Source organism: Tsukamurella ocularis (genome assembly GCF_965138335.1).
GTDB classification, from domain to species: Bacteria; Actinomycetota; Actinomycetes; order Mycobacteriales; family Mycobacteriaceae; genus Tsukamurella; species Tsukamurella ocularis_A.
Map to the genome: position 1 here is coordinate 11892 of NZ_CBCSDV010000009.1, position 14437 is coordinate 26328.

Below are 14437 nucleotides of genomic sequence, written 5' to 3' on the forward strand. Positions count from 1 at the left end.
GAGCGGAGTGCCCGGTGGGTGCTCCACTTCGACATGGACGCGTTCTTCGCGTCCTGCGAGCAGCTGACCCGGCCCACCCTGCGCGGGCGCCCCGTGCTGGTGGGCGGGCTCGGCGGTCGCGGGGTGGTGGCCGGGTGCTCGTACGAGGCCCGGGTCTTCGGCGCGCGCTCCGCGATGCCGATGCACCAGGCGCGCAGGCTCGTCGGCGCCGCGGCGGTGGTGCTGCCGCCCCGCGGCGCGCTGTACGGGACGGTGAGCCGCCGGGTCTTCGCAACCGTTCGCGAGCTGATCCCCGTCGTCGAGACCCTCTCCTTCGACGAGGCCTTCGGCGAGCCGATCGAGCTCGCCGGGGCGTCCACCGACGAGGTGACGGCCTTCGCCGAGGAGCTGCGGCGACGCATCCGCGAGGAGACGGGGCTGGTCGCCTCCGTCGGCGCGGGGGCGGGGAAGCAGGCCGCGAAGATCGCCTCCGGCCTCGCCAAGCCCGACGGGGTGTCCGTCATCCCGCCCGCCGCCCAGGAGTCGATGCTGTACCCGCTCCCGGTGCGCAAGCTGTGGGGCATCGGTCCCGTGGCGGGGGAGCGGTTGTCGCGGTTGGGGATCGACACCATCGGGCAGTTCGCCGCCATGAGCGAGGTCGAGGTGGTGTCGGTGCTCGGCGTCACGCTGGGCCCGGCGCTGCACCGGCTCGCCCGCGGTGAGGACGACCGGCCCGTGGCGGTGAACGGCGAGGCGAAGTCGATCAGCGCGGAGCACACCCTCGAGACCGACGTGACCACCATGAACGCGCTGCGGCGCGAGATCGACCGCAGCGCCGAGCACGCGCTGCGACGGCTGCGGCGGGACGGGCGCGGCGCGCGGACCGTCGTACTCAAGCTCAAGCGGTCCGACATGTCCCTCCTCACCCGGTCCGCGACGCTCCCGTCCGCCACCACCGACGGTGCCGTGCTCACTGCGACCGCCCAGCGCCTCGCACTGGACCCGATGGAGATCGGCGGCCTCCGGCTCGTCGGGGTCGGCTTCTCCGGGCTGAGCAGCGTCGAGCAGTTCACGCTGTTCGGCGAGGAGCCCGAAGATGCTCCCGAGGCCGCGGAGGTCGCCGACGGCGCCGTGGTGGACGCCGCTGCGGGCTCGGGCTCGGACGCGATGTCGGCTGCGGCCGTCGGCTGGCGGCCGGGCATGGACGTCCGCCACCCCGAGTTCGGCCACGGCTGGGTGCAGGGCGCCGGGCACGGGGTGCTCAGCGTGCGATTCGAGACCCGCACCTCGGGGGCCGGTCGCATGCGCAGCTTCAAGGCCGACGACCCCGACCTGCGCGAGGCCGACCCGCTCGACTCCCTCGACTGGCCCGCCGAGCATCTGCGGACCGACGAGGACGACGAGGACTGAGCCGCGCGGCGAACCCCGCGCCGACCCGCGGGGGGCTTCCCACGAAGCATCCGTCGTCATGCCGCGACGCTGAGGTCGGCGGGCATCTGGCAGTTCCACGGCTCGTCCGCGTCGTGTTCGGCGAGAAGGGATTCGAGGATCGGTGGGCCGTGCGGGCCGTCGAGGATGGCGGCGATGTCGTCGTGGATCGTGCCGATGCACTGCTCGTATCGGACGCGGAGTTCCTCGCTGCGCCACAGGTTCCGGAGCTCGGCGCACCGGGCGCGCCACCGTTCGAGGGCGTGTCGATAGAGCTCGTCGGCGTGGTGCGTGTGGTTCACCCGGTGCTCGTGCGACGGGTCCGCTGCGCGGCGCCACCCGGTGCGGCCGGCGAACTCACCCGCACGGACCGTGATTGTGTCCCAGCCGCGGGGGAAGTCGCCGGTCTCGGGCGCCACCTTGCCGTGGTGCGCGTCGCACGCGAGCGTCAGGCAGGCGATGTCGGTGGCGCCGCCGTCGGCCCACTCGGTGATGTGGTGGACCTGGCAGCGCGTGGCGGGGGCGTCGCATCCGGGTGCGGTGCACCCCCGCTCGGAGCCGTATAGCGCGATCCGCTGATCGGCCGACGCGAGGCGCTTCTCGCGCCCGAGGAACAGTGGCCTGCTCTGCAGGTCCAGCACCAGAACGTACTTCGGGTTGGCACCCATCATGCGGAGTGCGTCGGCGACGGGGAGCCTGCCGCCGGTCGCGGTGGTGGCGATGCCGGTCTCGGTCTCGAGTTGGTCGATGCCGAGCGTGATGATCGGAACACACGGCAGACCGCGGTGCTGCCCGAGACCGCCGGACGCGACCGCCAGTCGCAGCGCGGTGACGAGCGCGTCGTGATTGCGCTGCGCTGTCGTGCGCTGGTCACGTTTTGCTGCGGCCCGTACCGCGTCCTGGTCGGCGAGGTCCACGGGGTCGTCGGCGTCAGCCGGATTGTTGACCCCTGGGCGCGCGAGCTTCTCCAGGATCGTGTCCAGCAGCGCGCGCCCCTCGGGGGACAGGTCGCCGTCGACCGGCGTCATCAGGTCGTCGTCCTGCTTGCCCACGGTGAGGTTGCGGGCACGGTCGATGACATCGGACTGCGGCTCGGCCCCATCGGGATCGAGGTGCGCGAGCGCCCTGGCGCCGATGACGGAGAGGTCCTCCGGCGTGACGTCCGCCGCGGCGGTGACGAGGACGTCCTCGAGGATCGCGGCCTGGTCGGGCCGGATCGTCCTGCGGCACTTCGCGAAGACGTGCTCGATCGCGAGGGCGTGCCGGTCCGAGATGGCGCCGTCTCGCTGCGCCTCGGCGACGAGCGCGAACCGCGGTTCGGGACACACTCCGTGCCCGTGCTGCGGAGCGCGGTCCCGCGCGCCGTGGATCCGGTCCCGCGCCTCGCCGCCCGCGAGGCGGAGACGTTGCACCAGCAGTTCCTTCATGCCGGTGTACCCGAGCTGCGCCGGCACCCCCTGCTCCGCCGCGACCTGGGTGAGGAGGTGCTGGCTGTACGGCACCTTCCGGGCAGCTGCCTCCAGCCGCTCCAGTGCGCCGAGCACGTCCTGCGAGTCGAGCATGACGGGGTCGGCCTGCGCGAGCCGTCCGGCTGCCTGTTCGAATGAACTGAGCGCGTCGAGATACTCCGCTGCTGTGCAGGTAGAAGTGTTCATTGCGCCCCCTCGGCTACCTCGATTCTACCTCGGAGTTCGATGGAGGCGCAAGAATAATAGCTGATGTGTTCGATGAAATTTCGCAGTGAGAACGTCAGCGGCTCTGGAGGACAGCGCGCACGGCAGATGTGTGCAAAGTCGCGAGCCGGTGTTCTTCGTCGTCGCGGGCATGACGAGCCGGATCGACCGTGGCGAAGAGCGTCACCGCATTGCGCTGGCCGAACCACGAGGCGAAGCAGTACGCGCGCGTCGACCACCCCGTACGGCCAACGCCCGACCAGGTCACGATCCGGTCGCCGATCGTTCCCTCCTGGTGGGGCTCGTCCGACGGCATGATTGTTGCGCTGATCTCGGGGTGGTTCGCCCACGGAGCGCTGTGCATCCTCAAGAATCCGTCTGAGGTCGAATAGTCCCGTGCGGGTAGGTCGTGCGCGAGGGTGAGGGCGGAGACCAGTACGTGCGCGGGGCCGTAGGCGAGCATGACCGAACGGACCTCGGCCCCTTCGAAGGCGGCGAGATCGGCGATGGCGTCGCCGACGCGGGTGACGATGCCACCGTTCATGTCCGATGCCCTCAACACCTCCAGTACCGCGGAGACCTGTTCCGGCGTGACGACGGCCGGCGGAGACACATGCGCGTCGAAGTCTGTGGGAAGGTCATCGGCCCACCCCGCAAGGCGTTCCGCATTGAAGCGTTCGCCGTGGGGTAGCGGGACTCCGAGGTGTGCCGCTGCGTTCGCGAAGACGCCCGTGATCGCCGCCGTCAGTTCGAGCCGACGCTGGGCAGGCAGGTGCGGCTCGTCCGGCGGAGGCGGCGACGGCGGCGTGATGCCGAACACCGTGTCGATGATCCTCTGCTCCACCGCATCCCATATCGGCGTCGTCGAGCGCCACATGCCCTCCCAGTCCCACTCCCACACGGTCGTGGGGTCGGCGGCGTCGACATAGATCCCGCTGTACTGCCGATCGAGGTAGACGGCCAACAGTCGAGTCATGTCCGGCCAGTCCGCGCGGTCGAACTCCTCGATCTCCGCGCCGTCGAAGGCGTCGCGCCGGCCGACAGGAGCCCCCTTGTCCTCCATGTTGTACGGCTGGTCGCGGTCCCCGAGCATCTGCAGGTTCCCGGTCGCGAGGATCCCCTGCGGCTGAGTGTCGCCCCAGGGATCGTGCAGCCCGTCGTGCAGGCATGTGAGGAACCGGCGCACGTCCTCGGGTACGCGCTCCCAGGTGGCGGTCGACTCGGGCCACCATCCGCGCGTCCAGGTTCCCAGGGCCGGAGCAGCTGTCGGGTCGAGGGGCAGCGCGCCGAACAGCACGGTTCTCGCGGACGGGTCGCCGTCGCGGTTGAAGATCGATGCTGGGGTCAGTTCGAAGACGTAGGCGAGCACGACCTGCGGAGCAGGGAGGTAGCCCCCGTCGATCCGGCACGCGAAGACGTCGGCGCAGTGGTCTGCCAATTGTTCGCGGAGCCGCGGAAATTCGCCGGCATCGCTGCACCCCACATCGCTTCCGCACGCCGCGCAGCCGCGCGTCCGGTGAGTTCGGCGATGTCGAACCAGCTCTCGGGAGCGTTCGGGGCCACGGCGCGAAGCTCGTCCGATGACAGCAACTCAACGGTCTGCCTGCCGACGATCTCGTCGGCAAGCTGATCGCGTGACCAGTTCTCGTTCATGCGTCCTCGCCGGTCAGCAACTCGCGCAGGCGCTCGAGATCGGCGAGCACCGTCGCGCAGTCACGGTCGAAGTCCGCGTCGCTCGCGCCCAGCCGCCGCACCGTGAACAGCACCTCCGCGCCGTCCGGGTGCACCAGCACGCGCAGGGGATTGTTCACGACGGTGCCGTCGGGCAGCGTCACGTCGTGGTCGAGTACGCCGAAGGCGTTGTCCGGCGCGAACCGCACGCGCACCTCGCCCATCGGCGATTCGGTGATCAGGTCCTCGCCGTCGGTCCGCACGCCGGTCGTGAGCCCGGCCGCCCATCGCACGAGGTTCCCGGGATCACGGGCGAAGGCGAACACCTCCGCGGCCGGGCGGGGGATCACGACGCTGATATGGCGGGACTCCTCGGTCATTCCGCCACGCTACCGAGGGGCGCGGTCGTACTCCGCGAAAACCGTCCGCAGCCGGCCGAGTGCTTCCTCCTGCTCGCCCGCCTCCTCGTAGTAGCCGTTCGCGACCTGCTCGGCGATGAGCGCCTCCGGGGTGAACGTCTCGCCGAATCGGCATTCGCCCACCGCGTACTCGAATCCGACCTCGAAGGTGAAGCCCTCGGTCGAGAAGAGGGCGATGTCATGCGCGGCGCAGTAGTCGACCAGTCCCTGCGCGACGTGCCAGGCGGCACCGTCGAACCAGAAGACCCCGCTCGCGTGGGGCAGTGTCTCGCCCGCGCCGCCCTGGACGTTCAGGAACTCGTAGTTCTCGGGTCGGTCGGCGACCATCGCCACCAGCTCCGTGGGAACGCCGCCGAACACGGCGAGTTGTGCGGCGTAGTCGTCGTCGTAGAAGTTGAGCGAGCTCTCGTGTTCGTAGGTGAGCAGGGGGACGCGCCCGTCGTCGGCGAAGAACCAGCCCGACGATTGCCCGCCGCCGTCATTCCACGCGAACCGCACACCGCCGGGGATGTCGACGGCATCGATGTCGTTCCACGTATCGACGATCGCCGCCCGCCGCCGAACGTCGGCGATCGGCGTTCGCTGGAGATTCTCCCAGGTTCCCATGGGGCCATCATGCCATGAGTGGCGGAACGTGAATCGATTCTGCGTTATGGTGCAGAAGTGCGGGATCGGCTACGCAGCAGAACAGCCGGGTGCCGGAGCGTTTGCGCGACGGACGCTCGTGCGGACGTTGCCGGACAACAGGCTCCGGGCCGCCTCGATCCGCGTCAACCCGGGCTCCTTCACGGCGGGCCGGGTAGCGGAAGTGCTGGAGACTGCCGGCGCCACGCCGGAGGAGGCGAGGGAGGCGGTCCGCCGCGCGTGCGCGTACCAGGCGCACCTCGATCGGTCGGAGGGTGAGGGGGGCGGCACGAGCAACCGGCGATGCGCGGGGCACAATCCGAAGCGACGACACACGCGCGGCGAGGAGAGGCGGAGACGGTGGCACCGATACTCGACGGGATCGTGGTCGCCGACTTCAGTCGCGTGCTCGCGGGACCGCTCGCGACCGTGATGCTCGCGGACCTCGGCGCGGACGTCATCAAGCTCGAGCGCCCCGGCGCGGGCGATGACACCCGGGCCTGGGGGCCGCCCTGGACGGAGCGCACCAGCGCCTACTTCGAATCGGCGAACCGCTCCAAGCGCAGCGTCGAGCTCGATCTCGACGATCCCGCGGACCGCGCGGCGGCACGGGAGCTGGCGCGCCGCGCCGATGTCCTCGTCGAGAACTTCCGCAGCGGGTCGCTCGAGAAGAAGGGCTTCGGCTACGAGGAACTCGCCGCGATCAATCCGCGCCTGATCTACTGCTCGGTCACCGGATTCGGCTCGGGTGCGGGCGCGGAGCTGCCCGGGTACGACTTCCTGGTTCAGGCCCTCGGCGGGCTCATGAGCATCACCGGCGAACCGGTGGGCGACCCGATGAAGGTGGGCGTCGCCCTCGTGGACGTGCTCACCGCGAAGGACGCCGTCGCCGGGATCCTCGCCGCGCTCTACGAGCGGGAGCGGTCCGGCCTCGGTCAGCGCGTCGAGGTGAATCTCCTGTCGTCCCTCCTCGGTTCGCTCGCCAACCAGGGCGCGAACTTCCTCGCGACGGGCACGGCCCCGGCGCGAATGGGCAACACCCACCCGTCGATCGCGCCCTACGAGACCCTCCGGTGCCGCGACGGGATCCTCGCCGTCGCGTGCGGCAACGACGGCCAGTTCGCCCGCCTCGCGGCCACCGTCGGAGCCGCGGAACTGGCGGGCGATCCGCGCTTCGCCACCAATCCGGATCGCGTGCGTCACCGCGCCGTACTGGTCCCGCTGCTCGAGGAGCGCCTCGCAGGCCACGACGCGGGAGAGTGGTCCCGCCGGCTCACGGACGCCGGGGTGCCGGCCGGCACTGTCGGCGACGTCGCCGCGGGTTTCGCGCTCGCGGAACGCCTCGGCCTCGATCCTCGGGTCCGGGTGGGCGGGGGTGCGATGGACCAGGTGCGCAACCCGATCGGCTTCTCGCGGACCCCCGTCACCGACTACCGCCGGCCGCCGGTCCTGGGCGAGCACACCGACGAGGTCCGCGCCGCGCTGGACTCCCCGCATCGGCGCGACTGACGGGCCGTCAGTTCACGTCCGCGAACGCCTCGACGGCCTCGGCGCGGCCCGCGACGATCAGCACGTCGCCCTGTTGCACCACGGTGTCGTAGTCGGCGTGCGTGAAGTCCTCGCCGGGGTGCTTGATGGCCACCACGGTGATCCCGTACTTGTGACGCACCCCCGAATCCTTGAGCTCCTTCCCGACGATGCTGCGGGGCGCGTGCGCCTTGACCATCGCGTAGTCCTCCTCGAACTCGACGTAGTCGAGGATCTTGCCGCCCGTCACGAGATGCGCCACGCGCTCACCCATCTCGTGCTCCGGCAGCACGACGTGGTGCGCGCCGACCCGTTCGAGGATGCGGCGGTGCTGATGGCTGGTCGCCTTCGCCCAGATGTTGGGGATCCGGAACTCCGACAGCAACGAAGTGGTGAGCACACCGGCCTCCAGATCGGAGCCGATCGAGACGACGGCGTGCGCGAAATCGGGCACGCCCAACTGCTTGAGGGCCTCCTCGTCGGTGGAGTCGGCGACCGCCGCGAAGGTCAGGTCGTCGGAGATCCGTTGTACGCGGCGCTCGTCCACGTCCACACCGAGCACCTCGGCGCCCTGCGCGATGAGCTCGCGCGCCACCGACGCGCCGAACCTGCCGAGCCCGATGACGACGATGCGCATCCCCGTGCGCTTGAGTGACCTAGCCAACGATCGGACGCTCCTCCGGCAACTCGTAGCGGCGCTCGCGCTCGCGCAGGGCGAGCGCGGACGCCACGGTCACGGGGCCGAGCCGCCCCGCGAACATCAGGACCACCAGCAGTATCCGCCCGCCGAGGGGCAGATCGTCGGTGATCCCCGTACTCAGGCCCACCGTCGAGAAGGCCGATACCACTTCGAAGAGCACCGCGTCGAGTTCGAAGTGCGTCATCTGCAGCAGTGTCAGGGTGCCCACCATCACCGCGCCCACGCTCATCAGGGCCACCGTGATCGCCTGTCGTTGCACGTCGGTGGAGATGCGCCGGCCGAAGGCGTGCACCGTCGGCTCGCCGCGGACCTCCGCCCAGATGACGAACGCCAGGATCGCGAACGTGGTCACCTTGATCCCGCCGGCGACGCCACCGCTGCCCCCGCCGATGAACATCAGCACGTCGGTGGTGAGCAGCGAGGTCGGGTGCATCGCGCCCACGTCGATCGTGTTGAAACCGGCGGTGCGCGGCGACACCCCGGCGAACATGCCCGTGAGGATCTTGCCCGGCACGTCGCGCGGACCCAGCGTCGCCGGGTTCGACCACTCGAAGGCGGTGACCAGCGCGACCCCGGCCACCACCAGCGCGAAGTAGGTGATCAGCGTCAGCTTGGTGTGCAGCGACCAGCGGGTCAACGCGGTGTCGCGGTGCAACCGGCGGCGCATCGCCCGCGTCACCTCGTAGATCACCGGGAACCCGAGCCCGCCGATCACGATCGCCACCATGATCGGCACGACGATCCCCGGGTCCTCGGCGAACCGGGTCAGGCTGTCGGAGTACAGGGCGATGCCCGCGTTGTTGTACGCGGTCACGGCGTGGAACACCGCCAGGTAGGCGGCGCGGCCGATCGAGATGTCGTAGCCCAGGGAGAACCGCGCGAACAGGAAGAGCGCCGTCACCGCCTCCACGGTCAGGCTCATCCGAAGGACGCCCAACACCACCCGCTTGCTCTCGCCGAGCTCGAGGCTCTTGTTCTCCGCCTGCGCCACGATCTGCAGCCGCAGCCCGATCCGGCGCGCCACCAACAGCCCGAGCAAGGAGGCCAGCGAGATGATCCCGAGTCCGCCCACCTGGACCAGCAGCATGATCACCACCTCGCCGAAGGTGGACCAGTGCGTCTCCGTGTCGACCACCACGAGGCCGTTCACGCACACGGCCGACGTGGCGGTGAACAGGGCGGTGCTCAGGGCGGTCCGCTGGCCGTCGGTCGACGCGATCGGGAGCGAGAGGAGGACGGTGCCCAGCACCGTCGCCAACCCGAAACCCAGGACGATCAGGCGTGCCGGCTGCGTGGGACCGGCCATTCCGCGGGCCATCTGCCGAACCTACCGCGCTCGCGGATCACCGCCCGAGATACGCGCCGATCCACCGTGGGCCCACGCCCGCGGCCAGCAGTGCCAGCAGCACGATCCGCGCCTGTCCGGGCCGCAGCCGGCGCGAGAGCAGCGCCCCGGCGGCGACGAGGTCGGCCGCGCCGCCGCCCCCGCCGTACGCCGCGTCGACGGGGCCGGAGGCGATCCGGGTGGACACGACCACCACGACGCCGGCGTCCAGAGCGCGCCGCACCGCCTCGGCGAGTGCCACTGTCGTGTTCCCGCTCCCCGTGCCCGCCAGCACGATCCCGCGCGCGCCGGCCGCGACGGCGGCGTCGACGAGGGCACCGTCGGCTCCCGGGTAGGACGCGACGACGTCCACCCGGACGTCGCCGATGGGTGCGTGCTTGGTCAGCAGCCGGTGCGGCGCCGTGCCCTCCAGTTCGGCGACCGGGAGGCCTCCTGCGAAGGGCTGCGGCGCGACCGTGGAGAGCTTCGCGAGCCCGCGCACCGTCTGCACCTGGCCGGCGAAGGACAGCAGCACCCCGAGACCCCGGTACGCGGGGTCGGCGGCGACGGCGATCGCCTCCGCGAGGTTGGCGGGGCCGTCGGCGGCGGGGGAGTCGGCGGGGTGCTGCGCGCCGGTGAAGACCACGGGCCGCGGGTCCGCGTGCGTGAGGTCCACGAGGAGCGAGGTCTCCTCCATCGTGTCGGTGCCGTGCGTGACCACGACGCCCGCCACGTCCGGGTCGCCGAGGGCGTCCGTCACCGCCGCCCGGATCTCGTCGAGCTGGTCGAGCGTGAGGGCCGACGAGTCCGTGGCCGTCACGTCGCGGACCGTCACGTCGATCCCGGGCACCGCGCCGGCGGTCCGCACCAGCGTCGCGCCGGCGTCGGCGGGGACTGCGGCGCCGGAATCGTCGTGGCGGCTGGCGATGGTGCCGCCCGTGGCGAGCACGATCACTTCAGGCATGCGAGCAGCATCGCACGCCGGCCGCGGGCTGCGGTGGCGCACCGCGCCACGTTTGGCATAGTGGAGGCGGCGAAGCAGCGGCCGAACGGAGGTGAATTCTCGATGCGCGGACGGGTCCTCATGGCCCCCGTCGCGGTGCTCGTGGGCGTGGCCTGCGGTGCCTGCAGCGGGGAGAGCACCGAGTCGCGGTCGAGCGCCCCCTCGGCCGTCTCCGTGCAGGCCACGGAGGCACCGTCGCTCACACCGGACCGCGCCCCGTCGACCCAGCAGCTCGAGGAGATGCTGAGCCGGGCGGTCGACCCGAAGGTGCCGCTCGAGGAGAAGGTGCAGCTGGTGCAGGGCGCGACGCCCGCCGACGGGCCGCTGTTCGACGAGCTGGTCAAGCTGCGCAGCGACAACCCCCAGGTCAGCTGGCACATCGGCCGGCCCGTGCTGGAGCAGCCGGGCCTGGCGAAGGCGCAGTTCTCGGTGCTCATGGGCGGCACGAACCAGCTGGCCTACGCATCGCTCGCCTTCGACGACGGCCGGTGGAAGCTGCAGCGCTCCTACGCCTGCGAGATGATCGTCCAGGTCGGGCGCGACTCGCCCTCCTGTCACTGACCGCGCGCCACCGACCGCGCGGATCGCGCCTACTTCGGTCCGAACCGGTAGACGCTGCCCGTCTTCTGCGTGAGCTTCTTCGCCGGATCGTCGCCGACCAGCGTGCGCCCGCCCTCGAGCTGCACGCCGCCCTGCCCGAAGGCGCGCGCCGGATCGACGTCGATGGTGCCGTTGCCCTCCGACGTGTAGCTCTCGATCGTGAGCGTGCTGCCGCTGCCCGGCACGCGGAAGACGGAATCGTCGGGCGACTCGTCGACCTTCGCCTTCAGCTCCGGCCTGTCGGCGGTGCCGCCGAGCGTGACCCGCATCGTCTGGGTCAGGGTGCTGTCGGCCCGGATCGACCGGGTGGCCGTCCACGTCGCGCCGGGAGCGACCGGCTCCGCGGGCACCGGGACGAGGCGCAGGAAGGTCTGCAGCAGTGCCTGTTCGAAGGCGGACTGCGCCTCGGAGGAGACGCCGGGCGGCGCCGCCAGCGTGAACGAGCGCACCTCGCCGCTCGGGGCCAGCTTCACGCGCGCGACGGACCCGGCCTCGACCTCGAGCGCCTTCGTCGTGGCGGCGTCGGTGGACCGCGGCGCGTCGAAGAAGAGGTACACGTCGAGCGGGTCCGCGCACGCGGGCTGCGCGACCAGCGGCAGCGTGACGTCGCGGTTGCCGCCGGAGGGCTGCTCGCCGGCCACCTGGGAGACCTGCAGCGAGTTGGTGAACAGGGCGTACTCCGCCGCGACCGTCGGGCGGACCGTCAGCGCGCGGGGCGCGCCGGTGCCGGGGGAGTCGAGCACGACCGTCGCCTGCGGCACGTCGACGGTGACCGCGTGCCCGGGGAGCGCGGGCGGGTTCGCGGCGCACCCCGCCGTCGCCGCGGGAGCCGCGACCGACTGTCGCGCGGGCGCCGAGGACGAGGCGCCGGCGCCGGCGGAGTCACCGTCCCCGCACCCCGCGAGGGCGGCGACGAGCACCACCGTCGACGCCGCCACCACCGGGACCAGCCGCAACCGCTTGCCATGCACACCGCCACCGTAGTGGATGATGGAGTCATGGATTCCCCCGCAACCGCGCGGCCGAGCTGGTATCGGAACCCGCGCATCCTCCTGGCGGTGGTCGCGGTCGCGGTCTTCCTCATCGACCTGGCCGCCAAGACCACGGTGGTCCGGCACATGACCTACGGCGAGACGATCCACGTGCTGGGCCCGTTCAGCCTGCACTTCGTGAAGAACCCGGGCGCGGCCTTCTCCATGGCCACCGGATACACCTGGGTGCTCACGCTGATCGCGGTCGGCGTGGTGGTGTGGATCGTGCGGATGGGCTCGAAGCTGACCTCGCTGCCCTGGGCCCTCGGCCTCGGGCTGGTGCTCGGCGGCGCGCTCGGCAACCTCGCCGATCGGATCTTCCGCGCGCCCGGCGTCTTCCGCGGGCACGTCATCGACTTCTTCTCCGTGGGCGACTGGTTCCCCGTCTTCAACACCGCCGACTCCGCGATCAGCGTCGCCGCGGTGCTGCTCGTCGTCCTGACACTGTTCGGCCGTGACCCGTACGAGGGCTTCGGCGAGAAGCGCACGCCGACGAAGACCACGTCCGACACCACCCGCACCACCGGATCGGAGGCGACCGATGCGTGAGTCGCGCACCATGCCCGTCCCCGACGGACTCGACGGCCTGCGCGTCGACGCGGGCGTCGCCCGCCTGCTGGGCCTCTCGCGGACCGTCGTCTCCGAGTTGGCCGCGGAGGGCTCCGTCACGCTCGACGGGGTCGCGGTCGGCAAGTCCGACAAGCTGCACGCGGGCGCCCTGCTCGACGTCACGCTGCCCGAGCCCGCCCGGCCACTGGAGATCGTGGCCGAGCCCGTGCCGGGGATGAACATCCTGTACTCGGACGCCGACATCGTGGTCGTCGACAAGCCCGTGGGCGTCGCCGCGCACGCGTCGGTCGGCTGGACCGGCCCGACGGTGATCGGCGGCCTCGCCGCCGCCGGCTTCCGCATCTCCACCTCGGGCGCGCCCGAGCGCCAGGGCATCGTGCACCGCCTCGACGTGGGCACCTCCGGCGTCATGGCCGTCGCGGTCTCCGAGCGCGCCTACACGGTGCTCAAGCGGGCGTTCAAGCAGCGCACCGTCGACAAGCGCTACCACGCGCTGGTGCAGGGCCACCCCGACCCGATGTCCGGCACCATCGACGCGCCGATCGGCCGGCACCGCAGCTCCGACTGGAAGTTCGCCGTCACCAAGGACGGCAAGCCGTCGATCACGCACTACGACACGATCGAGGCCTTCCAGGCCGCGACGCTGCTGGACGTGCACCTCGAGACGGGCCGCACGCACCAGATCCGCGTGCACTTCGCGGCCCTGCACCACCCGTGCTGCGGCGACCCGACCTACGGCTCCGACCCGATGCTCGCGAAGAAGCTGGGCCTGGACCGGCAGTGGCTGCACGCCCGCACGCTCGGTTTCACGCATCCCACGCAGGGCGAGTACGTCGAGTTCACCTCGCCCTACCCCGACGATCTGCAGCACGCCCTGGACGTCCTGCGCGACGCGTGAGCCGCGCTGAGACCGCCCGCGGGGCAGCGGGCTGGGCGGTGCTCCTCGTCGCCGCCCTCGGGCTCGCCTACTGGCTCGGTTCGACGACGCCGGTGCGCGTCGCCCGGCCCGACGGTGACCGGCTCGGTCCGCAGTCCGGGCAGGCGGTCGCGGAGTACCTCGGCGAGGCGCGCGCGTCGCTGGCCGCGGCTCCCGCGGGGGAGCGGCGCTGGGCGCTGCTCTCCCCGGACGTGGCGTGGGCCCCCGACGAGGTGTGGACCCGCGCCGCCGGGCTGGACCGCGTGGGCCGCGTGCTGGTCCGGGTCCGGATCCCCGGCGTGCAGACCCCCACGGCGACGGTGCCGCCCGGCCAGAGCAGCCAGGGCCTGCGAGCGGTCAACGAGCTGGCCGCGCTGGCGATGCCGAAGCTGGTCGCGGACGGCGCCCGCGGCGATGCGATCGCGCGCGTCACGGCGTCCCGCCTGCGCGCCGGTGTGCCCGCGGTCGTCGGCGTCGTGGTCTGGGGCACCGGCGACGCCCTCCGCGCGGTCGCCGACCGGCCCGGGGTGCGGGCGGTCCAGGTCCTCCCGCGTGAGGGCGCCCGCTTCGGCGTCTCCGCCCTGCTCCCGTCGTCGAAGGTGACCGCCGCCCCCGGGCCCGACGACCGCCCCGTGCCCCGCGCCTGACCTGGCTCCCGCGGGGAGTTTTCGCAGACACCCGGGTTGCAACTCACTATTCGGTTAACAGTCCCCGCGGGAAGGCACCTGCGCCGGCCGCCCGCGCCGCCGACACCCGGGCCGGTCCTGGCGCTCGGCGCGATCGGGATGCGCAGCGACCCGGCGCTCGGTCTCACCGGCCGGCACGCCACCTCGACGGTGCTCCCGGCCGCCGGATTCGTCTTCCGGTACCCCGATCTCGACGGCGCGCTGGCGGACCTCCTCGGGTGACGCGCCGGTGCGCGTCCGCAATCGACCGATTCGCCGCGGGCGAACGGAAAATCAATTGTGAGTG

16 protein-coding genes are annotated in these 14437 nt (G+C 71.8%); 7 read left to right on the top strand and 9 right to left on the bottom strand.

From position 1 onward, the window contains the following. Positions 1–33 precede the first annotated feature (33 nt). Entirely contained in the window at positions 34–1389 is a 1356-nt protein-coding gene (locus tag ACNAYW_RS10200; protein WP_415849714.1) for a DNA polymerase IV, read from the top strand. Between the two features lie 56 nt (positions 1390–1445). Here ACNAYW_RS10200 and ACNAYW_RS10205 read toward each other — a convergent pair whose 3' ends face one another. The 5 genes from ACNAYW_RS10205 to ACNAYW_RS10225 form a co-directional block, all read right to left on the bottom strand. Further along, complete coding sequence (locus tag ACNAYW_RS10205) at positions 1446–3062, bottom strand: HNH endonuclease signature motif containing protein (protein WP_415849588.1); 1617 nt, start codon at positions 3060–3062, stop codon at positions 1446–1448. 94 nt (positions 3063–3156) lie between these two features. Beyond that, complete coding sequence (locus ACNAYW_RS10210) at positions 3157–4449, bottom strand: hypothetical protein (protein WP_415849589.1); 1293 nt, start codon at positions 4447–4449, stop codon at positions 3157–3159. Further along, positions 4425–4733, bottom strand: coding sequence for a hypothetical protein (locus ACNAYW_RS10215; RefSeq protein WP_415849590.1), 309 nt, complete (start codon positions 4731–4733; stop codon positions 4425–4427). Before ACNAYW_RS10215 ends, ACNAYW_RS10210 begins: the two co-directional genes overlap by 25 nt. Beyond that, complete coding sequence (locus ACNAYW_RS10220; RefSeq protein WP_415849591.1) at positions 4730–5131, bottom strand: SRPBCC family protein; 402 nt, start codon at positions 5129–5131, stop codon at positions 4730–4732. Before ACNAYW_RS10220 ends, ACNAYW_RS10215 begins: the two co-directional genes overlap by 4 nt. A gap of 9 nt (positions 5132–5140) precedes the next feature. After that, complete coding sequence (locus ACNAYW_RS10225) at positions 5141–5776, bottom strand: hypothetical protein (RefSeq protein WP_415849592.1); 636 nt, start codon at positions 5774–5776, stop codon at positions 5141–5143. 378 nt (positions 5777–6154) lie between these two features. Here ACNAYW_RS10225 and ACNAYW_RS10230 point away from each other — a divergent pair, with 378 nt between their 5' ends. After that, the gene (locus ACNAYW_RS10230; protein WP_415849593.1) at positions 6155–7303 is read left to right on the top strand and encodes a CaiB/BaiF CoA transferase family protein; all 1149 of its coding nucleotides are present in this window, start codon (positions 6155–6157) and stop codon (positions 7301–7303) included. Between the two features lie 7 nt (positions 7304–7310). Here the strand turns inward: ACNAYW_RS10230 and ACNAYW_RS10235 are convergent, their stop codons facing one another. From ACNAYW_RS10235 to ACNAYW_RS10245, 3 genes are read right to left on the bottom strand one after another with little or no spacing between them, the layout of a single operon-like run. Next, positions 7311–7985 carry a potassium channel family protein gene (locus tag ACNAYW_RS10235; protein ID WP_415849594.1) on the bottom strand — a complete coding sequence of 225 codons (675 nt, stop codon included), beginning with the start codon at positions 7983–7985 and terminating at the stop codon, positions 7311–7313. Continuing rightward, positions 7978–9339, bottom strand: coding sequence for a TrkH family potassium uptake protein (locus ACNAYW_RS10240; RefSeq protein WP_415849595.1), 1362 nt, complete (start codon positions 9337–9339; stop codon positions 7978–7980). The genes ACNAYW_RS10235 and ACNAYW_RS10240 overlap by 8 nt, the downstream gene beginning before the upstream one ends. Before the next feature lie 25 nt (positions 9340–9364). After that, positions 9365–10309, bottom strand: coding sequence for an asparaginase (locus ACNAYW_RS10245; protein WP_415849596.1), 945 nt, complete (start codon positions 10307–10309; stop codon positions 9365–9367). Positions 10310–10411: 102 nt separating this feature from the next. Here ACNAYW_RS10245 and ACNAYW_RS10250 point away from each other — a divergent pair, with 102 nt between their 5' ends. Beyond that, positions 10412–10909 carry a WKL family lipoprotein gene (locus ACNAYW_RS10250; protein ID WP_415849597.1) on the top strand — a complete coding sequence of 166 codons (498 nt, stop codon included), beginning with the start codon at positions 10412–10414 and terminating at the stop codon, positions 10907–10909. Between the two features lie 29 nt (positions 10910–10938). Here the strand turns inward: ACNAYW_RS10250 and ACNAYW_RS10255 are convergent, their stop codons facing one another. After that, on the bottom strand, positions 10939–11919 hold the full coding sequence (locus ACNAYW_RS10255) for a hypothetical protein (RefSeq protein WP_415849598.1): 981 nt from the start codon (positions 11917–11919) through the stop codon (positions 10939–10941). Between the two features lie 27 nt (positions 11920–11946). On the opposite strand from ACNAYW_RS10255, the gene lspA reads away from it, so the two are divergent. Genes lspA through ACNAYW_RS10275 form a run of 4 tightly spaced genes read left to right on the top strand, consistent with a single transcriptional unit; the run spans position 11947 to position 14373 of the window. Continuing rightward, complete coding sequence (gene lspA, locus ACNAYW_RS10260) at positions 11947–12528, top strand: signal peptidase II (protein WP_415849599.1); 582 nt, start codon at positions 11947–11949, stop codon at positions 12526–12528. Continuing rightward, entirely contained in the window at positions 12521–13447 is a 927-nt protein-coding gene (locus ACNAYW_RS10265; RefSeq protein ID WP_415849600.1) for an RluA family pseudouridine synthase, read from the top strand. Before lspA ends, ACNAYW_RS10265 begins: the two co-directional genes overlap by 8 nt. Then, complete coding sequence (locus tag ACNAYW_RS10270) at positions 13444–14112, top strand: hypothetical protein (protein ID WP_415849601.1); 669 nt, start codon at positions 13444–13446, stop codon at positions 14110–14112. Before ACNAYW_RS10265 ends, ACNAYW_RS10270 begins: the two co-directional genes overlap by 4 nt. 36 nt (positions 14113–14148) lie before the next feature. Next, positions 14149–14373: a DUF1731 domain-containing protein gene (locus tag ACNAYW_RS10275; protein ID WP_415849602.1), complete on the top strand. Its 225-nt coding sequence runs from the start codon at positions 14149–14151 to the stop codon at positions 14371–14373. Positions 14374–14437 lie beyond the last annotated feature (64 nt).